Source organism: Streptomyces caelestis (genome assembly GCF_014205255.1).
GTDB lineage: Bacteria > Actinomycetota > Actinomycetes > Streptomycetales > Streptomycetaceae > Streptomyces > Streptomyces caelestis.
This window is the reverse complement of the sequence record NZ_JACHNE010000001.1, coordinates 5586144-5608420: the sequence shown is the minus strand read 5'-3', so window position 1 is coordinate 5608420 and position 22277 is coordinate 5586144. Positions and strand designations below refer to the sequence as shown.

Annotated in this window: 23 protein-coding genes and 2 pseudogenes; 6 read left to right on the top strand and 19 right to left on the bottom strand. The window is 71.2% G+C overall.

What is annotated here, in order from left to right:
• Positions 1-2: 2 nt before the first annotated feature.
• The 8 genes from HDA41_RS25820 to HDA41_RS25785 form a co-directional block, all read right to left on the bottom strand.
• Positions 3-890: a DUF5936 domain-containing protein gene (locus HDA41_RS25820; protein WP_184987621.1), complete on the bottom strand. Its 888-nt coding sequence runs from the start codon at positions 888-890 to the stop codon at positions 3-5.
• An 18-nt stretch (positions 891-908) separates the two neighbouring features.
• Entirely contained in the window at positions 909-1853 is a 945-nt protein-coding gene (locus tag HDA41_RS25815; RefSeq protein ID WP_184987619.1) for a type II secretion system F family protein, read from the bottom strand.
• A gap of 11 nt (positions 1854-1864) precedes the next feature.
• Positions 1865-3202 carry a TadA family conjugal transfer-associated ATPase gene (locus tag HDA41_RS25810; protein WP_184987617.1) on the bottom strand — a complete coding sequence of 446 codons (1338 nt, stop codon included), beginning with the start codon at positions 3200-3202 and terminating at the stop codon, positions 1865-1867.
• 25 nt (positions 3203-3227) lie between these two features.
• The gene (locus HDA41_RS25805; protein WP_184987615.1) at positions 3228-3587 is read right to left on the bottom strand and encodes a TadE/TadG family type IV pilus assembly protein; all 360 of its coding nucleotides are present in this window, start codon (positions 3585-3587) and stop codon (positions 3228-3230) included.
• 1 nt (position 3588) lies between these two features.
• The gene (locus tag HDA41_RS25800; protein WP_376706819.1) at positions 3589-3972 is read right to left on the bottom strand and encodes a pilus assembly protein; all 384 of its coding nucleotides are present in this window, start codon (positions 3970-3972) and stop codon (positions 3589-3591) included.
• Positions 3973-3974: 2 nt separating this feature from the next.
• A complete protein-coding gene (locus HDA41_RS25795) occupies positions 3975-5228 on the bottom strand; it encodes a CpaE/TadZ family protein (RefSeq protein WP_184987611.1) in 1254 nt (417 codons plus the stop codon).
• Between the two features lie 9 nt (positions 5229-5237).
• Complete coding sequence (cpaB, locus tag HDA41_RS25790; protein ID WP_184987609.1) at positions 5238-5945, bottom strand: Flp pilus assembly protein CpaB; 708 nt, start codon at positions 5943-5945, stop codon at positions 5238-5240.
• A 70-nt stretch (positions 5946-6015) separates the two neighbouring features.
• A complete protein-coding gene (locus HDA41_RS25785) occupies positions 6016-6849 on the bottom strand; it encodes a hypothetical protein (RefSeq protein WP_184993739.1) in 834 nt (277 codons plus the stop codon).
• 365 nt (positions 6850-7214) lie between these two features.
• Here HDA41_RS25785 and HDA41_RS25780 point away from each other — a divergent pair, with 365 nt between their 5' ends.
• Positions 7215-7442, top strand: a complete 228-nt coding sequence (locus HDA41_RS25780) for a hypothetical protein (RefSeq protein WP_184994189.1) — start codon at positions 7215-7217, stop codon at positions 7440-7442.
• Positions 7443-7546: 104 nt separating this feature from the next.
• Positions 7547-7893: pseudogene (locus HDA41_RS25770) on the top strand (chitinase); the annotation flags it as partial.
• Between the two features lie 24 nt (positions 7894-7917).
• Here the strand turns inward: HDA41_RS25770 and HDA41_RS25765 are convergent.
• The 5 genes from HDA41_RS25765 to HDA41_RS41545 all read right to left on the bottom strand — a co-directional run bounded on the left by HDA41_RS25765 (position 7918) and on the right by HDA41_RS41545 (position 11429).
• Positions 7918-9234: an Nramp family divalent metal transporter gene (locus HDA41_RS25765; protein WP_184987607.1), complete on the bottom strand. Its 1317-nt coding sequence runs from the start codon at positions 9232-9234 to the stop codon at positions 7918-7920.
• A gap of 168 nt (positions 9235-9402) precedes the next feature.
• Positions 9403-9789, bottom strand: a complete 387-nt coding sequence (locus HDA41_RS25760) for an ATP-binding protein (RefSeq protein WP_230299427.1) — start codon at positions 9787-9789, stop codon at positions 9403-9405.
• Positions 9790-9866: 77 nt separating this feature from the next.
• A complete protein-coding gene (locus HDA41_RS25755; protein ID WP_184987605.1) occupies positions 9867-10778 on the bottom strand; it encodes an anti-sigma factor RsbA family regulatory protein in 912 nt (303 codons plus the stop codon).
• 64 nt (positions 10779-10842) lie between these two features.
• Positions 10843-10962, bottom strand: coding sequence for a LuxR C-terminal-related transcriptional regulator (locus HDA41_RS42765; protein ID WP_376706863.1), 120 nt, complete (start codon positions 10960-10962; stop codon positions 10843-10845).
• Positions 10944-11429, bottom strand: coding sequence for a P-loop NTPase family protein (locus tag HDA41_RS41545; protein ID WP_230299451.1), 486 nt, complete (start codon positions 11427-11429; stop codon positions 10944-10946). Before HDA41_RS41545 ends, HDA41_RS42765 begins: the two co-directional genes overlap by 19 nt.
• 299 nt (positions 11430-11728) lie before the next feature.
• Between HDA41_RS41545 and HDA41_RS25745 the strand changes: the two genes are divergently transcribed.
• Positions 11729-13081 (top strand): M14 family metallopeptidase, encoded by a 1353-nt coding sequence (locus HDA41_RS25745; protein ID WP_184987603.1) that lies wholly within the window; start codon positions 11729-11731, stop codon positions 13079-13081.
• A 9-nt stretch (positions 13082-13090) separates the two neighbouring features.
• Here the strand turns inward: HDA41_RS25745 and HDA41_RS25740 are convergent, their stop codons facing one another.
• The 4 genes and pseudogenes from HDA41_RS25740 to HDA41_RS25725 all read right to left on the bottom strand — a co-directional run.
• On the bottom strand, positions 13091-13606 hold the full coding sequence (locus tag HDA41_RS25740) for a hypothetical protein (RefSeq protein WP_184987600.1): 516 nt from the start codon (positions 13604-13606) through the stop codon (positions 13091-13093).
• A gap of 116 nt (positions 13607-13722) precedes the next feature.
• Positions 13723-14133 (bottom strand): RidA family protein, encoded by a 411-nt coding sequence (locus HDA41_RS25735; RefSeq protein ID WP_184987599.1) that lies wholly within the window; start codon positions 14131-14133, stop codon positions 13723-13725.
• A complete protein-coding gene (locus HDA41_RS25730; RefSeq protein ID WP_184987597.1) occupies positions 14130-14891 on the bottom strand; it encodes an IclR family transcriptional regulator in 762 nt (253 codons plus the stop codon). Before HDA41_RS25730 ends, HDA41_RS25735 begins: the two co-directional genes overlap by 4 nt.
• A pseudogene (locus tag HDA41_RS25725) lies at positions 14888-15647 on the bottom strand (PfkB family carbohydrate kinase); the annotation flags it as partial. The pseudogene HDA41_RS25725 and the gene HDA41_RS25730, both read right to left, overlap by 4 nt.
• A gap of 173 nt (positions 15648-15820) precedes the next feature.
• Here HDA41_RS25725 and HDA41_RS25720 point away from each other — a divergent pair.
• Both HDA41_RS25720 and HDA41_RS25715 read left to right on the top strand, forming a co-directional pair.
• Positions 15821-17098 carry an amino acid deaminase gene (locus HDA41_RS25720; RefSeq protein WP_184987595.1) on the top strand — a complete coding sequence of 426 codons (1278 nt, stop codon included), beginning with the start codon at positions 15821-15823 and terminating at the stop codon, positions 17096-17098.
• A 13-nt stretch (positions 17099-17111) separates the two neighbouring features.
• A complete protein-coding gene (locus tag HDA41_RS25715; protein ID WP_184987593.1) occupies positions 17112-18722 on the top strand; it encodes an N-acyl-D-amino-acid deacylase family protein in 1611 nt (536 codons plus the stop codon).
• A gap of 30 nt (positions 18723-18752) precedes the next feature.
• Here HDA41_RS25715 and HDA41_RS25710 read toward each other — a convergent pair whose 3' ends face one another.
• Both HDA41_RS25710 and HDA41_RS25705 read right to left on the bottom strand, forming a co-directional pair.
• Complete coding sequence (locus HDA41_RS25710; protein WP_184987592.1) at positions 18753-19676, bottom strand: S1 family peptidase; 924 nt, start codon at positions 19674-19676, stop codon at positions 18753-18755.
• A 466-nt stretch (positions 19677-20142) separates the two neighbouring features.
• Complete coding sequence (locus tag HDA41_RS25705; RefSeq protein WP_184987590.1) at positions 20143-20871, bottom strand: hypothetical protein; 729 nt, start codon at positions 20869-20871, stop codon at positions 20143-20145.
• Between the two features lie 126 nt (positions 20872-20997).
• Here HDA41_RS25705 and HDA41_RS25700 point away from each other — a divergent pair, with 126 nt between their 5' ends.
• Positions 20998-22209, top strand: coding sequence for a pyridoxal phosphate-dependent aminotransferase (locus tag HDA41_RS25700; protein WP_184987588.1), 1212 nt, complete (start codon positions 20998-21000; stop codon positions 22207-22209).
• Positions 22210-22277: the final 68 nt, after the last annotated feature.

Genomic DNA, 22277 nt, shown 5'->3' with positions numbered 1-22277 from the left:
CCCTACTTGCCCGTGACCGCGCCGAAGTCGGTACCCGAGCCCAGGATCAGGCCGGCGCCGAGGAGGATCATCGTGGCCGGGACCATGAAGGTGGTGATCATCATGGTGGCCTTGGGGACCGCGCGGGCGGCCTTGCGGCGGGCGTTCTGGGCATCCGTACGGCGCATGTCCTTGGCGAGGGCCACCAGCGTGTCGACGATCGGGGCACCCAGTTCCTCGCCCTGCTGCAACGCCGTGACGAACATGGCGACCTGCTCGGAGTCGTTGCGGCGGCGCAGTTCCGCGAAGGCCTGGCGGCGGCTCATGCCCAGGTCCATCTGGCGCAGGGTGATGCGCAGTTCGTCGGCCCAGGGGCCCTCGTACTTCGAGGCGACGCGGTCCAGGGCCTGGCGGAAGCCCAGACCCGCGCTCACCACGACCGCCAGCACGTCCAGGAAGTCCGGCAGGGTCCGCTCGATCACGTCCTTGCGGATGCGGATCGCCGCCCAGATACCGACCTCCGTCCAGAACGCCCCGAAGGCGAGCAGGAGCAGCGCCACGACGAGCTGGCCGCGCATCAGGAAGACCAGGAAGCCGACGCCGCCGAGGAAGCCGTAGACCGCTCGGCGGGCGGCGTAGCGGTCGATGGTCAGGCCGCCGGGGTTGCCCGCGAGGTCGATCTTGCGTCGGTACTTGGCGACCTGCTTGGGGCCCATCAGGCGCAGGACGGCGGGGGCGTACCGCATGCCCAGGCGGTCGATCAGCGAGTCCACCGCGCCGGTACGGGTGGAGCCGACCTCCAGGGCGAGCGCGAGGTCGCCGGGGAGTTTGGCCTCGGCCCGGTACATGCGGAGGCCGGCGAAGACGCCCCAGACGCTGAGGCCCATGACCAGTGCGAGAAGAAGTCCCATGAATCTGCTCCGGCCTTCTCAGACGTCGATGCGGGACAGGCGGCGGATGAGGATGAAGCCGACGGCGTAGAGGGAGAAGGCGATGATGACCGCCCCCTGGCCGAACGGTGAGCCCGTCATGCGCTCCAGTGCCCCGTCCTTCACGCCGTTCATCAGGAACAGGGAGCCCACGCCCAGCACCGGCACCGCGTACGACGTCATGCTCACCTGCGACAGCTGGGTGCGGACCTCCCGTCGCGTCTCCTTGCGCTCCTCCAGCGTCTCCGTCAGGTTCCGCAGGGCGCTGACCACCTGGCCGCCCGCGCGGTTGGACAGCACCAGCGTGGTGACCAGGACGACCAGCTCGCGGGAGGGGAGGCGGTCCGCCAGTTCGCTCAGGGCGTCGTCCATCGACGCGCCGATCGCCAGTTGGCTGGCTACCTTGCCGAGTTCCTCTCCCGCCGGGGCCTCCAGTTCCTCCGCCGCCATCCCGATCGCCGTGCGCAGCGCGAGTCCGGCTTGGGTCGCGTTGGCGAGGATGCGGGCCAGCTCAGGAAGCTGGTTGATGAACTTCTCGATGCGCTTCTGCCGCTGCCAGTTGAGGAACTGCCATGCCACCCAGATGCCCAGCAGACCGGCCAGCGGGCCGAAGAACGGGGCCAGGGCCGCCTGGCCGATCAGCCACAGGCCCGCGACCGTGGCGAGCATGCAGACGAAGAACTCGCCCGGGGTGATGTCCAGGCCGGTGGCGGCCAGGCGCAGTTCCAGTTTCTTGCCCAGGTTGGTGCGGCGCAGGCGGCGGTCCAGGTCGCGGAAGTGGCGGCGGCGGCCTACGACCGGGGTCTGGCCGGTGGCGGAGAGCCGGTCGACGAGTGCCTGGCGCTGTGCCTTGCCCATGGCGTAGGAGTGCAGGCCCACGACCGCCAGGACGCAGGTCAGCAGGGTGACGCCGGTGGTCAGCGTGATCAGGGATCGCAGTTCCATGGGGACGGTTCCTACCTGGCTTCTCGGGTGGCTAGCTGGTCCGCGGACTGGGCGATGCCGAAGGCCTGGGGGATGGGCTGGCTCGCCATGTAGAGGCGGTCGGCGGTGCGGCGCGGGAGGGGGTGGTACTCGAAGGCGCCGTGGATACGGCCGTCCGCGGCCATGGGCTGGGCGTTGAAGCGGGCGACCGTGACGAGTCGGTACGGCTCGCTGCCGTGGCTCTCCAGCAGCGCGACCTCGGTGATACGGCGGGCGCCGTCCGCGAAGCGGGTCAGCTGGACGATGACGTCGACCGCGCTGTTGATCTGGTCGTGCAGCGCCACGAAGGGGATCTCCACCTCCGACATGGAGGCCAGGGTCTGCAGACGCATCAGCGCGTCCTCCGCGCTGTTGGCGTGGACGGTGGCCAGCGAGCCGTCGTGCCCCGTCGACATCGCCTGGAGCATGTCCAGCGACTCGCCGCCGCGGACCTCACCGACGACGATGCGGTCGGGGCGCATACGCAGGGAGTTGCGGACCAGGTCGCGGATCGTGATCTGGCCCTTGCCCTCCACGTTCGCGGGGCGGGACTCCAGGCGGATGACGTGCGCCTGCTGGAGCTGGAGTTCGGCCGAGTCCTCGATGGTGATGATGCGCTCGCCCTCCGGGATCAGGCCCGACAGAGCGTTCAGCAGCGTCGTCTTGCCGGTGCCCGTCGCGCCCGAGACGATGACGTTGAACTTCGCCTGCACCAGGCCCGCCAGCAGGTACAGCATGGGCTCGTCGAGCGAGCCCAGGCCGATCAGCTCCTGCAGCGTGAAGGAGCGCGGGAAGCGGCGGATGGTGAGCGTGGCGCCGGTCAGGGAGAGGGGCGGGATGATGACGTTGACGCGTTCGCCGGAGGGGAGGCGGGCGTCGACCATCGGGTTCGACTCGTCCACGCGGCGGTTGACCGTCGAGACGATCCGCTCGATCGTCTGCATCAGCTGGTCGTTCGAGGCGAAGCGCATCGGCAGCTGCTCCACCCGGCCGCCGCGCTCCACGAAGATCGCGTCCGGGCCGTTCACCATGATCTCCGTGATGGAGGCGTCCTCCAGGAGCGGCTCCAGGATGCCCAGGCCGAGTGCCTCGTCGACCACCCTGCGGATCAGCTGCGAGCGCTCCACGGTCGACAGGACCGGGCCCTCACGGCTGATGATGTGCCCGAGCACCCGCTCCAGCCGCGCCCTGCGCTCGGCGGCGGCCAGCGAACTCATCTCCGCGAGGTCGATCTCCTCCAGGAGTTTGGCCCGGTAGGAGGCGACCATGTGGCCGTCCTCGCCCCGGTTGCCGTTCTCCTCCGGGGAGTTGATGCGTGCTCGCAGGCTCATGCGTGAGGTGCTCCTTGCTCGTCGTTCAGTGGTCGAGCGGCATCGTGGCGGTCTTGCGGGCCGTGCCGAAGTCGCCCTTGCCCGGGATGATCGACGGGATGGTGATCTCGGCGGTGACCGTGACCTCGTCGCCGCCGTACGACGCGGGGCATCGGGTGGTCTTGGCCAGCCAGTCGCTCACCGCGGCTTGGCAGTCCCCTTCGTGCGGCCCGTCCAGCGAGGCACTGCGCGCCCCCGCCCGGGCCGCCGTCCCCGCCTGCTGCGCCGTGTACGCGATCAGCCCCAGCTGTACGGCCGCCATGGCGACGAGCAGCAGGATCGGCAGGAACCCTATGTACTCGATGGCCACTTGGCCGCGGTCGCGCTCTCTGCGGACGTACGCCATCTCACTTCGCCTCCTCGACCGCGCCGGCGTGGCCCTTGACCGGGAGCGGGACGGAGACCGTGCCCGGGAAGAGGACGGGGACCTCGAGCTTGACGTCGGAGGTGACATAGCCGCCACCGGTGGTGCAGCCCACCTCGGCGCCGGCCCTCCACGCGTCCGACAGCTTGTCCAGTCCCGCTGCCCGGCACGCGGCATCCCGCTCACCCGGCTCCGCCGCCGTCCCCGCCCGCACCGCCTCATCGGCGGCATTCCCCGCGAGCGTGAAGGTGTAGCCCACCAGCACGAGCTGCCACAGCACCACCAGCGTCACGATGATCGTCGGCATCATGCCGAGGAACTCGATGGTGACCTGGCCGTCGTCCCGCCGTCTCGCGGACCTGGGCATCCTCATCCCCCTCCGTCCTTGCGCCGCCGGAAGCTCACCGACCCCCGGTCCCCCCGCAGCCGGCCCGCCTTCTGGGCGCCCTCGGGCACCTTGACCAGCCCCAGTTCGCCGGCCAGGCCCCACAGGGCCTGCTTCACCGAGCTCTTGCTCTCCAGTTCGTGGATGCGGCCCGCGTCCACGACACTCTGCAGTTCCTTGAAGTTGGCGGGGACCGCGGTGGCCGCGACGGCCGTGCCGGTGATCTTCTGGATCAGCGGCGGCTGGATCTCCGTACCGCGCGAGTACCGGTTGACGACGATGGTCGTCTCCTCCGCCTTGCGGATCTGGAGCCGGTCCCACATCCGCACCGCCCGCTTGGCGCCCCGTACCGCGACCACGTCCGGCGTCGTGATCAGCAGGGCCCTGTCGGCCATCTCCACGGCGGCCGCACCCGCCCCGTTCAGCTGGGCGCCGCAGTCGATGACGACGACCTCGTAGCGGGAGCGCAGGGCACTGACGATCTGGCGGGTGGCGCGGTCGGTGACGTCCTCGCCGCGCTCCCCCTCGGCGGGGGCGAGCAGCAGCGCGATGCCGGTGTCGTGGCGGAAGACCGCGTCGGCCAGGACGCGCGGGGAGATGTCCGTGATGGCGGCCAGGTCGACCACGGAGCGGCGGAACTGGACGTCCAGGTAGGAGGCGACATCACCGGTCTGGAGGTCCATGTCGACCAGCGCCGTGCTGCGGCCGGAGGCCTGGGCTGCGAGGGCCAGCTGGATCGCCGTCAAGGTGGTGCCCACGCCGCCCTTGGCTCCGCTCACCGTGACCACCGTGCCTCCGACGCCGGTGAACACGTCGGCGCCGGCGCCCAGGTGCCGCCGTACGCCGACGGACCACTGGGCGACCGCCTGGACGCGGCTGGCCAGTTCCTCGTAGCTCAGGGGCAGGGCGACCAGGCCCCGGGCGCCGTAGTCCATGGCGGCCTGGAACAGGCCGGGGCTCGCGTCCGAGGTGACGAGGATGACGCCGACGGCCGGGAAGCGCAGGGCGACTTCGCGGATCAGCTCCAGCGCGGGGACGGGGCCGATCCGCTCGTGCACCACCACGACCTCGGGCAGCTCGTCGACCGACTCGGCGGCCAGGCGCGCGAGCGTGTCGATGAGCTGGGTCGAGTCGACCACCGGGGCGACCGGCTCGGCGTCGGGGAGCTGGCTGAGCAGAGTCGTGATGGAACGGACCGCGTCCGCGTCGCCGACTGCCGGGAGGATCCTCGTGGGCATGCGAACCTCTCACTTGTCCTTCGCGAGCTCGTACGTCCGGTCCTGCTCCGGGACGGTGGTGTCGCTGCCGGGCGCGACGAGGGCGAGCCGGACCCGCTGGGCGAACGACTCGGCGTAGGTGATGCGCTGGGCGTCTATGGCGGACAGCGCGAAGGTGATCGGGACGGCGTCGGTGGGCTGCTGGTTGCGGTTGTTCTCGTCCGGCTTCAGGGCGGTCAGCTGACCGACGTCGAGGACCTTGGCGTTCGTCACGATGATCTTCGACTGGTCGGGGTCGCCCTCGCGCTTGCCCTCGAAGGTGGCGTAGACGTTGACCGAGGAGCCGGGCGTGATCTTGCCGGCCACGCCGGTCGCCGCGTCGATCATGATGGCGACCTCCTGCTGGCCGGGCTGGAGGGCCGGCCGACGGACGATCATGTCGGACTGGAGCAGGGAGCCCGCTTGCAGCGTGGTCACGGCGATCTTGCCCTGGATCTCGCGCAGGTCGGTGACGGCGTTGCCCGACAGCCACCGTTCGGGCATCTTGATCTTCTCGAACTGACTCGTGTTGAGGGTCGTGTAGGGCGGCACGTCGGACTTCAGCCGGTAGGCGGTGACCTCGGGGCCCACCTTGGACTTCACGTCACTGATGACGGACAGCACGCCGGTGAAGGCGCCGAGGGCGCAGACGACCGACAGGAGCAGGAGAATCACGCCGCGGCGCTGACGGGAGTTCATGAACCGTACAACCTCGTTGGGGATATCGGTCGAGCGGGATCGGAACAGTGCTGATCTGCGGTGCCAGGGCTCACCCGACGGCCGTTCGGTTCTCCAGCTGCTTGAGGGGTGGGCTGTCGTGAACGGGCGGCATGGCCGAGCAGAAGACACAGCGGTCACCGATGACGTCGATGCCGCACCAGTGGCAGCGGGTCCGCCGTACGGAGGTGACCAGCTGGTAGAGGACCGACAGGTCGGGCAGATAGCTGCAGAACTCGATCAGCTTGCCGGTGCCCCACCAGGCCGGTGATTCAGCCGGGAGCGGGATCTCGCGCAGCCCCTGCACCTTCCAGGACGGGGCGAGGGTGCCGGTGACCCAGTCGGACTGGAGCTGCCCCTTGGCGACCAGCATCCAGGTGCCGAACTCGGGGCCGGTGAGGGTGGCTTCGGGGGCGATCTTCACCAGCTGCGGTTCGGGGTGGGCGAGTACGCCGAACTGGCTGCCCGGTACCCATGACTTGGCGTGCGACTTCAGGCCGACGGGGACGCGGTCGAGCCGGGCGACGGAGTTGAGCAGCGCCCCGGCGTGGATGTAGTGGACGAGCAGCCGGCCGGCCGAGGCGAGCACGCCGGGGCTGATGTCGCAGGACGCGAGCTGCCGTAACTGGCGGGCCAGGACGGCGAGTCCGAGTGGGGGCAGATCGGGGCGGAAGAGGGCGATCCGGTCGCTCTCCATGAGGGAGCGCAGGGTGTGCAGCCGTCGCTGCACGGCGGTGGGCGCGGCCTGTGAGCAGACCACGATCACATGCCCGTGGTGCTCGACCAGGGTCTGCATCTCGGCGAGGGCCTGCTCCAGGGGGCGCCGGTCGACGTCCCTCAGCACGACGGCGGGCAAGGTGCGTTCGTCCTGTGGCGGCAGCGCCATGTCGGCACTGGTCACGGCAATGGCAGTTGGCACGCGCAGCTCCCCGTTTCCCCATGCCCCGTCGGTCCGCCGTGTGTTACTCCGGCACACCCCGTCGACTTCACTGCGTGACTACCTCAGCACTGTATCCACGGCTCTGTGGCCGGAGAACAGCGTTTGTGTAGCTGGTGAGCAACTGTCGTTGCACAAGATGCGCCAAAACGGGGCAGGTTGAGCATCTTGCCGGTCACTGTCGGGGTCTCGGGGCGGGGTCCGGGCGGGCCCCGTGTTGACGGTGGGCCTCCGTTTGGGCCCTGGGGCCCAGGCCTTCGGAAGGGGCGCGAACCTCATCTCGCCGTCCACACGAAGGCAGTCGGGGAAAAGGAGTGCCGTATGGCTCGCGGGGCGGCATACGGACGTACGCACACAGACCGGTCTACGACGACCGCGGCGCGACCGGCACGGAGTACCTCGGCATGGTCGCCGTCAGCGCCGCCATCGTGCACGGCCTCGACTCGACGGACACCACGTTCGCGATCCGGGTCGACGCGCAGCAGGGATCCCTGTCGGACGGGGACCTGGACCGGATCATCGACTCGGTCGAGGTGCACTGACCATGGAGGTGCCGGGCGCCGGTTACGTCGTACTCGCGCTGCTCGTGGCGCTGTTCGGCGCACTGTCGTGGACGTACGCGCGGCGACTGGTGCGGTGACGCGGGTACCGCAGCGGTTCCATGCTCGGCTGCGACGGCAAGGTCTACGGCCAGGGCACGGTCGACTTCCTCACCGCCCTGGCCCGCATCCAGCTGGAGAACGGCCTCGCCCCGTCCCAGGTCGGCCTGGGCCTGCCCGCCTCGACCCGCGCGGCAGGCGGCGGCTACGTCGCACCGTCCTGGTGAACAACGCCCTGGACTGCCTGACCAAGGGCTCGGGCTGCGGCTCCTCCAAGCCGCCCCGGACATATCCGGACCTCCGGGGCGCGATGACCTGGTCGACCAACTGGGACGCGACGGACGGCAACGCGTGGTCCAGCGCGGTGGGTCCGCATGTGCACGGGCTGCCGTAGCCGGCCGCCGTCCTCCCCGGCGCCCTAGAAGAACTCCCCCCACGGCTGGTCCCAGATCTGCTTCACGCACAGGATCAGGAACAGCAGGCCCGCGACGGCGAGCATCGCGTTGCTGAGCGGGCCGTTGCGCCACTCCCTGGGGGTACGGGAGGAGTTCAGGAGCCAGATCAGGGTGCCGGCGAGGAAGGGCAGGAAGGCCGCGCCGAGGACGCCGTAGATGATGATCAGCCGGAAGGGCTGGCCCTCGAAGAGGAGGATCATGGGCGGGAAGGTCAGCCAGAGCAGGTAGGCGCGGAAGGGCCAGGAGCGTTCGCGTGTCCCCGAGGCGACCTCCTCGCCCTTGGCCTGGCCCTTGCCCGACAGGCGGGCCACGAAGTCGGCGAACATCAGGCTGACGCCGTGCCAGACGCCGATCAGGGAGGTGAAGGACGTGGCGAAGAACCCGATCAGGAAGAACTTCGCCGTCGCCGTGCCGTACTCCTTCTCCAGGATGTCGCCCAGCTGGATCAGGCCCTTGTCGCCGCTCGCGATCGCGACGTTCGCCGAGTGCAGGAGCTCCGCGCCCACGAAGAGCATGGCGATCACGAAGATGCCGGTCGTGGCGTAGGCGACGCGGTTGTCCAGGCGCATGACCTTCATCCAGCCGGTGTCGGTCCAGCCCTTGGCGTTGACCCAGTAACCGTAGGCCGCGAGGGTGATCGTGCCGCCGACGCCGCCGATCAGGCCCAGGGTGTTCAGGATCGAGTCCTTCTCGTCGGGCAGCACCGGGAGGAGGCCCGCGAAGGCGTCGGGGATGTTGGGCGTGACGCGGATCGCCAGGTACACCGTCACCAGGAACATGACGCCCACCAGGACCGTCATGACCTTCTCGAACACCGCGTACTTGTTGAACCAGACGAAGACCAGACCGACCAGGCCGCAGGCGATGCCCCACCACTTCAGGTCCATCACATCGGGGAACAGCGCCTGGAGCGGCAGCGCGCTCGACGACATCGCCGCCGCGCCGTAGACGAAGCCCCAGACCACGACGTAGACGGCGAAGAACCAGGTGGTCCAGCGGCCGAGGCTGGCCCAGCCGTCGAACAGGGTGCGGCCCGTGGACAGATGCCAGCGGCCCGCCGCCTCGGCCAGGGAGATCTTCACCAGGCAGCCGATGATCGCGGCCCACAGGAGCGTGTAGCCGAAGTTGCTGCCAGCGATCAGCGTGGCGACCAGGTCACCGGCACCGACGCCCGTCGCCGCGACGACGATCCCCGGGCCGATGTACTTCCAACTCGCCTTGCGCTGCGAGGGGTGTCTCGACGCCTCGTGGTCCGTGGTGTTTCCCGTGGTGTCCGCCATGCAGGTCAAGAAAGCCCAAAGGCGCCGGTAGGACAAGGGGGCGTGACCGGATCTTCACGTGATGCGCGTACGAGGCACCCTCCCGCACGGGCCCCGGACAGGCCCCTGGCAGGCCCCTGGCAGGCCCCGGCGGCTGAGCACACCGCCAGGGCCCCACCCAGCGGAGCGTCACGTCTGTCGCCGACCACAGCCGTCCGATCCGCACGTGCCGAGCTCGAACTCCAGCACCCGGGGCACGCGGCGTTCCGTGTCGGCGACCTCGCAGCGCAGTACGCCGTGCGCGGCGAAGAGGGTGAGCCGGAAGCGGCTCTCGGCGTGCACCAGCGCGTGGGTGGCCAGTTCGCCGACGAGCAGTTCCGCCACGTCCGCCACCTCCCCGCGCTCCGCCAGCCCCCATCCCTCCAACTGCCTGCGCACCCGAGCGCGTGCCTCGCGGACGGCGGAGGGCTCGGGGGCGAACTCGACGCTCAGGTGGCCTGCTCCCAGGGGTGGTTGCGGGAACGGGCCGTACGTGGCGTCGGGTCCGGGAGGTGGGGGCCCGGAGAGTCGCAGCATGGCTCCAGGGTGTCCCGGGGACCGGTCCGGCACGGGGGAGGACTACCCGATCCCCTACCTGCGTGTGCGGGTGGGGGTCACGCGTACTGGAGGCGGACCGTGGCTCCTGCGGCGTCGTCACGGATGTCCACGTACGCGCAGACCTGGCGCGCGTACCACAGGCCCGGGCCGGGTTCCGGGCCGGTGGGCGGGGGCGGGACGAAGCCGGCGAGCGGGTCGCCGACGGGGCGGGCCGAGCGCAGCTCGCACACGCAGGCGGGCGCCTCGCCCCACAGCAGGGCGGTGCCGTCGAGGGGCGCCAGGGCGGCCGCCGTCTCCGCGACGGCCGTGGCGAACAACTCGGCGTCGGCGGCGGGAAGCCCCCGGGCCTCCGCCCAGCCCTGCACGGCAGCGGCATACGGCTCCGGCAGGGGCTGCGCGCCGCCCGGGGGCAGCGGCAGCGGTGCGGCGTCGAGTTCGGCCGCGAGCCGCACCGGGTCCTGGTACACGTCCGTGCCGGGGTGGGCGCGGCGGGCCGCGGCGACGACGGCGGGACCGGCGGTGCGGGTGTCGTACGCGCACAGGGCGGTCGTGGCCATGGGCGCGAAGAGGAGGTTGGCCAGGGCCTCGTAGCGGATCCACTCGGTGGTCTCGCGGGCCGAGCGGCCGGCGCGGCCGCTCCAGACGGGTTCCATGAGGAGGTGGATCCGGCCGCCGGGGCCGGCGTGGGCGGTGAGATACGAGGCGGCCTGGGCGACGGCGTTGGCGGCGGAGCCGGTGTACCAGTCGGTGTGCGGGATGCAGGTGACGTCCTTCGCGTCCCCGCCGAGGGCGTCCCGCAGCAGGTCCAGGTTGCGGGGGTCGGCGATGGCCACGGGGGGTGGTTCGCCGGGGGCGGCGAGGCCTTCGCCGAGGAAGGGCAGGGCGGCGGCCACGAAGCCGTCGTCGGTGTCGAAGACGGCCATGCGGTGGTCGAACGCGGCGGGTGTGGGGGGCTGTCGGGTGGTCATGGGTTCCCCTAGCGGTCTGGGTGTGGGCGGGACCTGGGTGTGGGCGGGGTCTGCGGCAGGCGGGTCAGCGCTGGGCCGTCCCCCAGGCGGCGATCTGGCTGCGGTTGCTGAAGCCGAGCTTGCTGAGGATGCGTTCCACATGGCCTTCGGCGGTGCGGCGGGCGATCACCAGTCGGTCGGCGATCTGCTGGTTGGCGAGCCCTTCGGCGACGAGCCGGGCGACCTCGGTCTCACGGGGGGGGTGAGACGGACCGTGGTGTCGTCGTGCGGGGCCCGGGACTCGCCGGGGTGCGGGCGGGCCGGTTCCTGGAGGGCGTGGCCGACGAGTTCGGTGAGGCCGAGGCTCCCGCCGCGCCGGTGGGCCCGTTCGAACGCCTCCCGTCCCAGGGCCCGGCAGGCCCGCTCCTCGCCGTCCGGGAAGGCGCGCTGCACCCGGGCCGCGACGCGCGCGGCGAGCCGGGTCTTGCCGACGCCGCCCGGCCCGGTCAGCGTCACCAGCCGTGCGCGGGCCAGCAGCTCGCGGCCCTGGGTCAGTTCGCCACGCCGGTCGACGAAGCTGGTCGTCTCGACCGGCAGATGGTGGTCCCGTCGTGGCGCTGATCCGCCCATGATCAGCCAGTCCTCTGGGGTGTGGTCCGAGGATCCGGACACTCCGGCTCCCCTGGGGCCTGTCTGGCAATCCCCGCCTGCTCCGCGACGTCCGGGCGGACGACGGGGATGTGCCGGACAGGCCCAGCGCGGACCCCAACTCTTCCCCGTTGCGTACATATATGCACGCTCGGGTCACCCCCATGGGTGGACTTCGGCCGGGACAGCTCGCCCGCCGGGCCGCACGCGTACACTGCGCGTCCGCTTTCAGTCTTGACCTGCTCATGCCATTAGCAGAACGATGTGCGCCACCCGCACACGTACGTCGCACGGAACAACCCCACCTCCCACAAGGAGATTTCATGCGACTCCGCATACGAGGCTCCGGTGCCCGCACCGGAAGACGCACCGCCGCCCTCGCCGCCCTCCTCGCACTCGCCCTCGCGGCACCCCTCTCCGCGACGACGACCGACGCCACCGCCGACAGCGCCCGCAAGGCGGCCCCGTCGGCCGACGACGTCCGGCAGTACGAGATCCACATGCACTCGACGGCCAAGGACCGCACGGCACTTCAGCGCACCGGCGTGACCGTGGACGAGGCCCACGGCCACGGTGTCGTCGTCTCCGGACGCGCGGACCAGATCAAGAAGCTGCGCGCGCTGGGCTACGAGGTCACCCCGCTCGGCGCGGTGCCCGACCGGTCCGCCGGCGAGGACGACATCCGGATCCACGACTTCCCGTCCGCCGACTCGCGCTACCACAACTACGCGGAGATGACGAGCGAGATCAACTCGATCGTCTCGGCCAACCCCTCCATCGCCAGCCAGCGTGTGATCGGCAAGTCGTACCAGGGCCGGAACATCGTCGCCGTCAAGATCAGCGACAACGTGGGCAGCGACGAGTCCGAGCCGGAAGTGCTGTTCACGCACCACCAGCACGCCCGTGAGCACCTCACCGTCGAGATGGCGCTCTACCTGCTGCGCGAGCTGACCTCCGACTACGGCTCCGACTCACGCGTCACCGGCCTGGTGAACAGCCGTGAGATCTGGATCGTCCCGGACATCAACCCGGACGGCGGCGAGTACGACATCGCGACCGGGTCGTACCGCTCGTGGCGCAAGAACCGCCAGCCCAACAGCGGCAGTTCGTACGTCGGTACGGACCTCAACCGCAACTGGAACTACCGCTGGGGCTGCTGCGGCGGCTCCTCCGGCTCGACGTCATCCGACACCTACCGGGGCTCCGCGCCCGAGTCCGCGCCCGAGGTCAAGGTCGTCGCCGACTTCGTGCGCAGCCGGGTCGTCGGCGGGGTGCAGCAGATCAAGGCCGGCATCGACTTCCACACCTACAGCGAGCTGGTGCTGTGGCCGTTCGGCTACACGTACTCCGACACGGCCACCGGGATGACCGCGGACGACAACGCGGCGTTCAAGGCGGTCGGGCAGAAGATGGCCGCGAGCAACGGGTACACGGCGGAGCAGGCCAGCGACCTGTACATCACGGACGGGTCGATCGACGACTACCTCTGGGGCACGCACAAGATCTTCGGCTACACCTTCGAAATGTATCCGAGGTCCGGCGGTGGCGGGTTCTACCCGCCCGACGAGGTGATCGAGCGGGAGACCTCCCGTAACCGGGACGCGGTGTTGCAACTGCTGGAGAACGCCGACTGCATGTACCGGTCGATCGGAAAGGAAAGCCAGTACTGCGGCTAGGCGCGCTTCTCAGCCGGCGTCTTCCTCGAAGTAGGCGTCGAGGACCGCGTCCAACTGTTCGTCCCACTCCTTGAAGTGGCTCCTGGCCGGCGCTTCGATCTCGATCGGGTACCAGCGCCGGTCAGGGGTGTGGACGGTGACGGTGTAGCGCTTGCCGAAGCGGGCGGTCTCCGTCTCGACCGCCCCGATCTCGTCCCAGCGGAACTCGCATTCCTGGTCGTCCAGGGACAGGTGTACGCCTCTGTGGTCGGCGACCATCCGCGCGCGGCGGTCGGACGCCTCGAAGACGGGGCCGTCGACATCGGCCTCCTCCGGTTCGGAGGGGGAGGTCTCCGCCGTCTCCGCCGTCTCCGCCCGCTCGGGGGCGGCATCCTCGGCTTCCTCGGCCTCGGCGACCTCAGGCTCCTTCTCCGGCCCGTCGTCCTCCGTGCGGCCGGACGCGGGTGACGTGAGCCCGGGGATGAAGGCCGGGTCGAATCCGGCGCCCTCCAGGGGCTGGCTGCTCGAACCTATGCGCTGCTCCACAGCGGAGCAGTATGGTCGACGAACCTGTGCCGCACACAGCCAGCCCCCGCATCGTTACACGAAGACGCTCCACACCCGGCCACTACGCGGAGAGCGGACGGCGGGGTGGGGGTGGGTCAGCCGAGGACGGCCAGCGCGTCGATCTCGACGAGGAGGCCCGCGGGCAGGCCGACGTAGACCGTCGTGCGCGCGGCGGGCGGCTGGGTCAGGCCCTGCTCCTCGAAGTACGCGTCGTAGATCTCGTTGAACTCGGCGAAGTGGGCCACGTCGGTGAGGTAGACGCGGATCATCATCGCGTCGTCCCAGCCGGCGCCGCCCTCCTGAAGGATGGCCCTGACGTTGGCCAGGGTCTGGAGGGTCTGCTCGCGCAGGGTCGGGCCGGCGGGCGTGGGCGGCTTGCCCTCCTCCGCGGGCAGGAAGCCGACCTGGCCGGCCACCTGGAGGATGTTGCCCTTCTTCACACCGTGCGAGAACTTCGCCGGCGGGGTGGTGTGGGTCTTGGGGGTGAGTGCGGTCTTGTCCGTCATTCGGTGCCCTTCACTGGTGTTCTGCCGGAGTACTCGCCGCTGATGGCGTCCGCCGTACGGCGCACCAGCGGCAGGAGGGTGAGGAGTTCGTCGGCGGTGACGACGACGTTCGGCGCGGACACCGACATCGCGGCGACGACCCGGCCGTCGGCGCCGCGGATGGGCGCCGCGACGCAGTTGATGGACTCCTCGTGGCCGCCGAGGTCGGTGGCCCAGCCCTGTTCGCGCACCTTCTCCAGCTCGCGCAGGAACGCGGTGGCGTCGGGTGTCGAACGGGCCGTGTACGCGGGGTAGTCGAGCTTCTCCGCGACCGCCCGCCGCTCGTGCTCGGGCAGGTCGGCCAGGAGCAGCTTCGCGACCGCGGCGACGGTGATGGCGACGGGCTTGCCGATGCGGGAGTACATCCGCACCGGGGAGCGGCTCTCGACCTTGTCGATGTAGAGGACCTCGTTCTCCTCGTACACGGCGAGGTGCACGGTGTGTCCGCAGCTCTCGTTGAGGCGGACCAGGTGCGGATAGGCGATCTCGCGGACGTCGAGGTTCTCCATCGCCTCCTGGGCGAGGGCGAAGAGGAGGGCGCCGAGGCGGTAGCGCTGGTCGGACTGGCGGTAGACGAGGCCGTGCTCGTGGAGGGTGCGCAGCAGGCGCAGGGCCGTGGACTTGTGCACGCCGAGGCGGTCGGCGACCTGCCCCAGGTCGGCGGGACCCTCGGCGAGCAGCGGCAGGATGCTGAGCGCGCGGTCGACGGTCTGGCTCATGGCGTACGTACCTCCTCGGGGGCCCGCTGTGTGTCATCGGTCCAGCCCGGGCCGAGTCGCAGTCTCCCCCATGCGGCGTCGTCCAGGGCGGCGAGGCGGTCGGCGTGCTCCCGCGCGGGCGGCGCGGCGAGGTCGCCGGGGGCGGTGAGGGCGGCGGCGGCCAGCAGGTGCCCGTGCCGCAGCCGGTCCCGGACGGGCAGTCCGCGCAGGGTGGCGGAGAGGAACCCGGCGGCGAAGGCGCCGACGGCGGCGCCGACGTCGATCCGCGGGGCGGGCACGAAGGTGACGTCCCGCTGCTCGAAGACGGTGGCTCCCGCGGCGCCCTGCTCCACGACCAGCACCCCGGGTTCCGGGAGGGCTGCGCGGACGGCCTGGGCGCCGCGCAGCCCCCAGGCCTCGTCCTGCCCGACGCACACGAGGTCCGCGCCCCGCGCGAGGTCCCGCAGCACCTCCGGCGCGTCCGTGCCGCACCACAGTCCGGGCCGGTGGTTGACGTCGAAGGAGACCAGGGGCGGCCGGGCCGGCGCGCGGTCAGCTCGCGCATCAGGTCCAGGCAGGTCCCGGACAGCGCGGCCGTGATCCCGGACAGGTGCAGCACGCGGCCGGCGCGGACCGCGTCCAGGTCCAGGTCCAGGTCCCGGACGACATGGCCGAGGCCGCCGATCCGGCCCGGTAGTACGCCACCTCGTGCGCGTCGGTGGCCCGGTCCCCGGCGGTGCGGAAGTAGAGCCGAGCGCGACGACGTCCACGACGTCGGGGGCGTTGCAGGATCCGGTGGGGGTCACGATGGTCGTAGCTCCTGGCTGCTCGGCGGGGGCGGCGCGCGCTGCCGCTTTCGTTGCCCCGGATGGCCGAGATGTTGGACAGCGTCGATCGTCATACGCAATGAACGTTGCAGGTGTTGCAACAGACCTGATCAGGGAGGCTCCATGACAGCCGTTACCGCCGCCGAGTCCCTCGCCCGGCTCGCCGCCGAACGCGTCGACCACCGCTTCAAGGGCCTCCCGCCGGACGCCGACGGCCTGACCGTGGGCGAACTGGCCGCCCAGCGCCGGAACCTGTTCACCGGCGGCTTCCCCACGCCCGTGCTCGCGCTGTCCGCCGAGCGCCTGGAGCACAACCTGCGGCTCATGGAGACCTACGCGGACCGGCACGGCCTGGCCTTCGCGCCGCACGGCAAGACCTCCATGGCGCCGCAGCTCTTCCAGCGGCAGATCGAGCACGGGGCGTGGGGCATCACGCTGGCGGTGCCGCATCAGGTGCGGGTGGCGCGCGCGTTCGGGACCCGGCGCGTGTTCCTGGCGAACGAGCTGGTCGACCCGGCGGCCCTGCGCTGGATCTCCGCCGAGCTCGACGCCGACCCGGAGTTCCGCTTCGTCGCTTACGTCGACTCGGTGCGCGGGGTGGAGCTGATGGACGCCGCGCTGCGCGGTGCCCGGCGCCCGCTGGACGTCGTCGTCGAACTCGCGGCCGGGGAGGGCGCCCGTACCGGGGTGCGTACGGAGGCGGAGTGCGCGGCGGTCGCGGACGCGGTGGCGGGCACGCGGACCCTGCGGCTCGTCGGCGTCGCGGGCTACGAGGGCGAGGTGCCGAAGGCGGACCCGGAGCGGGTCACGGCGTGGCTGCGGCGGCTGGTCGCGCTGGCCGCCGGCTTCGACAAGGCCGGACGGTTCTCCGGTGCGGACGAGATCGTCGTCAGCGCGGGCGGCAGCGCCTGGTTCGACGCGGTCGCCGACGTGTTCTCGGAGATCCCTGAACTCTCCCTCCCGGTCCTGAAGCTGCTGCGCTCGGGCGCCTACGTCTCGCACGACGACGGCCACTACCGCAAGCTGACCCCGTTCAACCGGGTGCCCGAGGAGGGCGCCCTGGAGCCGGCGTTCCGGCTGTGGACGCAGGTGGTGTCGCGGCCCTCGGCCGAGCAGGCCTTCGTCAACGCGGGCAAGCGGGACGCGGCCTACGACCTCGGCCTGCCCTTCGCCCAGGTGATCCGCCGGGACGGCGCCGAGCGCCCGGCGACCGGCGTGTCGGTGACGGCCCTGTCCGACCAGCACGCCTGGCTGAGCACCACGCCGGAGGCGGGTCTGGAGGTGGGTGACTGGGTCGGTCTGGGTCTGTCCCATCCGTGCACGTCGTTCGACAAGTGGCCGCTGATCCCGGTCGCCGAGGCGGACGGCACGGTCGTCGACTACGTCCGTACGTTCTTCTAGGAGGCGGGAAGCGATGGAAGAGCTGGTCATCCGGGACGCCGACGTCGTCGACGGCTCCGGCGCGGACTCCTACCGGGCCGATGTCGTGGTCGACGGCGGCCGGATCGTGTCCATCGTCAAGGAGGCCGCGGCGGCCGGCTGCCAGCGGCCGAAGGCGCGCCGGGAGCTGGACGCCGAGGGTCTGGTCCTGTCCCCCGGCTTCGTCGACATGCATGCCCACAGCGACCTGGCCCTGCTGCGCGACCCCGACCACAGCGCCAAGGCCGCGCAGGGCGTCACGCTGGAGGTCATCGGCCAGGACGGGCTGTCGTACGCGCCGGTCGACGACCGTACGCTCGGCGAGGTGCGCCGGGCGATCGCCGGGTGGAACGGCTCCGGCGACGACATCGACTTCGCCTGGCGGACGGTCGGCGAGTACCTCGACCGCCTCGACCGCGGGATCGCCGTGAACGCGGCCTATCTCATCCCCCAGGGCACGGTCCGCGCGCTCGCCGTCGGCTGGGAGGACCGGGAGGCCGCCCCACAAGAGCTGGACCGGATGCGGCAGGTGGTCGCCGAGGGCATGGAGCAGGGCGCCGTCGGCATGTCGTCGGGGCTGACGTACACGCCCGGCATGTACGCGCAGGACGCCGAACTGACCGAGCTGTGCCGCGTGGTGGCGTCGTACGGCGGCTACTACTGCCCGCACCACCGCTCCTACGGCGCGGGCGCCCTGGAGGCGTACCGGGAGATGGTCGCGCTGACCCGGGAGGCGGGCTGCCCCCTGCATCTCGCCCACGCCACCATGAACTTCGACGTGAACGAAGGCCGGGCGCCCGAGCTGCTGGCCCTGCTGGACGAGGCGCTGGCGGCCGGGGCGGACATCAGCCTCGACACGTACCCCTACACACCGGGCTGTACGGCGCTGGCGGCCCTGCTGCCGAGCTGGGCGAGCGAGGGCGGGCCGGACCAGGTCATCGAGCGGCTGGCGGACGAGGAGACGGCCGAGCGGATCCGCCACGACCTGGAGGTCACCGGGTCGGACGGCTGCCACGGCGTGCCCGTCGAGTGGGACACGATCGAGATCTCGGGCGTGGGCGATCCGGCGCTGGCCGATTACGTCGGCCGGACGGTCCAGGAGTCGGCCGACCGGCGGGGCGAGGCCCCCTGGGTGACCGCGCGCGGGCTGCTGCTGGCCGACCGGCTGGCGCCGACGATCCTCCAGCACGTCGGCCACGAGGAGAACGTCCGGGCGATCATGCGCCACCGCGTGCACACCGGCGGCTCGGACGGCATCCTCCAGGGCGCCAAGCCGCACCCGCGCGCCTACGGCACGTTCCCGCACTACCTCGGCCACTACGTACGGGAGTTGGGGGTGCTGTCGCTTCAGGAGTGCGTCGCGCACCTCACCTCGCACCCGGCGGCCCGGCTCCGGCTGCCGGACCGGGGCCTGGTGCGCGAGAGGTACGTCGCCGACCTGGTGCTCTTCGACCCGGCGACGGTCGCGGCGGGGGCGGGCTTCGCCGAGCCGCGCGTGCTCCCGACGGGCATCCCGTACGTGCTGGTCGACGGGCGGTTCGTGATCGAGGACGGGCGTCGCACGGACGCCCTGGCGGGCCGGGCGGTCCGCAGGACTCCCGCGTGACCGCCCGACCCGGGGGGACCTGCCCTGGCCTTACGGCTTGGGCAGGGTGCAGCCGCTCGCGCTCAGGTCGAGCTTGTTGTCGATGCCGAAGCAGGCCGGGATCTGGTAGGTCTCCTGGCCGTAGTTGATGCCCTTGCGGACCGTCACGTTGCCGCTCGCGTCGACCTCACAGGGGTTGTTCACCGTGCAGCGCTCGCCGTCCGTGTTGCCGGTGTTGTTGACGGCGACGACCTTGCCGGTGGCCTCGTCGACGACGGGCGAACCGGACGTGCCGCCGATGGTGTTGCAGGCGGAGGTGTAACGGACCGAGTCCTTCCAGGTCCAGTCGCCTTCCTTCAGGGTGTGCGCGAACCCGTCGATGTCGCAGCTGTAGACGCGCTTCCAGTAGCCGGAGGGGATGCTGATGGCGGTGCCGGCGACCGGGTGCTTGTCGTTCAGCGTCAGCGGGTTGATGCCGTACGAGCTCCTGATCTGCCCGTAGGTGGTGGTGAGCTGGTAGAACGCGACGTCCGTGTCGGTCATCGTGCCGTACGCGAGCTTGGCGGCGCGCAGGGTGGCGACGCGCGAGCCGGAGGCGTTGAGCAGGCTGAAGGTGCGGCTGGACGCCTTGTCGACGAGGACCTCGCCGGGCGCGGGGAAGCCGCTGTCCAGGCAGTGGCCGTTGGTCATCACCAGCGCCGGGTCGTCGGCCTCGGAGTCCGGCATGCGGACGACGGAACCGGAGCAGTTGCTGAGCGCGACGGTGCCGGCGAGGTTCACGGCCTTGGCCGACGGGTTGAGCCCGGACAGCGTCTGCTCCGCGGACGTGACCACGTCCGACACGGCGGACGTGGCCGAGCCCGTGTCCGCGATCTTGCCGACGCCCGTGGGGGCGGCCTCGGCAGCGGTCGCGGGAGCCGCGCCGGCCCCGGCTATCGCCAGGGCGCAGAACGCGGCTGCGAGAGGTTTTCTCATGGGGGGTCCCCTCTTGCGACGGAGGCGGCCGGAAATCTTCCGGCCGCCTGCACAGTTGTCATGCGCATTGTGATCGCCGCAAGGCGGGTGGGGCAAGGAGTTGTTCCGCGCGGAGCCTGTCCGTCCGGCCTGACCCTACTCAACGGCCCTGCCGAACGGATCACTTGGGGTCCTTGATGCCGCCGGGGGGCCGTGTCCAGGTTTTCTCCGGGATCGACCCGGAGGCGAGGTGGTGACGGAGGGAGTGGAGGTCATCGGTGCCGACCGTGTCCGTCCTGCATCCGCACGGGCGGGGCTCACCGTGACGGCCGGGCTCACGGACGGCTCGTCACGATCCGCCGGCCGGCCAACGAGCGGGGCCGCGTGGATCGATGCCGGACGGGTACCGGTGGGCGGCGCCATCGCAGACCCTCCCCACCGTCGACCCCGGCCGGCATGACCCAGCTCAACTTCCCTGAGGAACGGACTACTTGGGGCGCTTGGTGCCGCCGGGACCGTGTCCGGGCTTTGTCTCGGACCGGCCCGGGGGCGAGACGGTGGCGGCGGGAGCGGAGGTCGTCGGGGTGCTGGCCGTGGGGCTGCCGGCCGAGGGACTCGGGGTGTCCGTGTCGGGCTCGGACGGGGTGGGGCTCGCCGTGGTGGCCGGGCTCGCGGACGCGGCGGCGCCGGACGGCTCGTCACTGTTCGCCGGGCGGCCGACGAGCGGCGTCCCGGGGGTCGGTGTCCGACCGGTGCCGGTGGACGGCGGCGCCGGCGACTCCCCCGCCGTCGGTCCCGTCCGGCCGCCCCCGCCCTCGCGCGTCCCGCCGGAGGGCGCCTCAGAGAAGCCGAGACCGGCGATCAGCGCGGCGGCCGACACGGCACCCACGGCCCCGACGGCGACCGCCACGCGGCGGGCATGCCACGGCCCCCGTCGCCGCCCTCGCCGGGAGTGGCGGCCCGCACCGGGCCGGCCGGGCGCCGGCACGGGCACGGGCACGGGCGGCAACTCACGCGTGTCGCCCATGCCGCGCATGGCGTCCTGGGCGTCCCGGGCCTCCGCGGGGGCGTACACGTCCTGCCATCCGTGCGCCGCCGCCGGATCGGCGTACGCGTCGTACGCCGGGGGCGGGCCGGCCTGCGGCACGTACACGTTCGGCGGACCCTGGGGCTCGCCGCTCGTCGCTCCGTCGGCGTACTCGAGTGGCCTGAACATGGCGGCGAATTCTAGGCACCAATGGTGCTGGTGGGACAGCGTGCGGCGATATCCGCCCAAACCGAGGCGTCTCACGTGGCGGAAAACACGACCCGTGACGCAATACCGGGCCGTAAGCTCCCAGACATGCAGGTGATCCAGTCGACCAAACTCGCCAACGTCTGTTACGAGATCCGGGGCCCGGTGCTCGAGGAGGCGATGCGGCTGGAAGCCGCCGGTCACCGCATCCTCAAGCTGAACACCGGCAACCCGGCCGCGTTCGGCTTCGAGTGCCCGCCCGAGATCCTGGAGGACATCCTCCGGAACGTGTCCTCGGCACACGGGTACGGAGACGCCAAGGGGCTGCTGGCCGCCCGCCGCGCGGTCGTGATGCACAACCAGACCCTCGGCATCGAGACGGACGTCGAGCACGTCTTCATCGGCAACGGCGTCTCCGAACTGATCGTGATGGCGATGCAGGGCCTGCTGGACGACGGGGACGAGGTGCTCGTGCCCGCCCCGGACTATCCGCTGTGGACCGCCGCCGTCTCCCTGTCCGGCGGCACCGCCGTGCACTACCGGTGCGACGAGCAGTCCGACTGGATGCCCGACCTGGCCGACGTCGAGCGCAAGGTCACCGACCGCACCAAGGCGATCGTGATCATCAACCCCAACAACCCGACCGGTGCCGTCTACGACGAGGCGATGATCAAGGGGCTCACCGACATCGCCCGCCGCCACAACCTGCTGGTCTGCTCGGACGAGATCTACGACAAGATCCTCTACGACGGCGCCACGCACACCCCGACCGCCGCCGTCGCCCCCGACCTGCTGACCCTCACCTTCAACGGCATGTCGAAGGCGTACCGGGTGGCCGGCTACCGCGTCGGCTGGATGTCGATCTCCGGGCCCCGCGCGCATGCCGACTCCTACATCGAGGGCCTGACGATCCTGGCGAACATGCGGCTGTGCGCGAACATGCCGGGGCAGCACGGCGTCGTCGCGGCACTCAGCGGACGCCAGACGATCAACGACCTGGTGCTGCCGGGCGGCAGACTGCGCGAGCAGCGGGACGTCGCCTATGAGCTGCTGACCCAGATCCCGGGCGTGACCTGCGTGAAGCCGAAGGGGGCGCTGTATCTCTTCCCGCGCCTCGACCCCAAGGTCTTCAAGATCAAGGACGACCGGCGGATGGTCCTGGACCTGCTGCGGCGCGAGAAGATCATGGTCGTCCAGGGCACCGGCTTCAACTGGCCGGAGCCGGACCACTTCCGGGTGGTGACCCTGCCGACGGTCGGGGACCTGCGGGACGCGGTGGGCCGGATCGGGCACTTCCTGGACGGCTACAGCCAGACCTGACAGGGCGCGCCGCTCACCGTACGTGTGCATCCAGTCCGGTCTTGTGAGCAACTCAACTTTAGACGAAA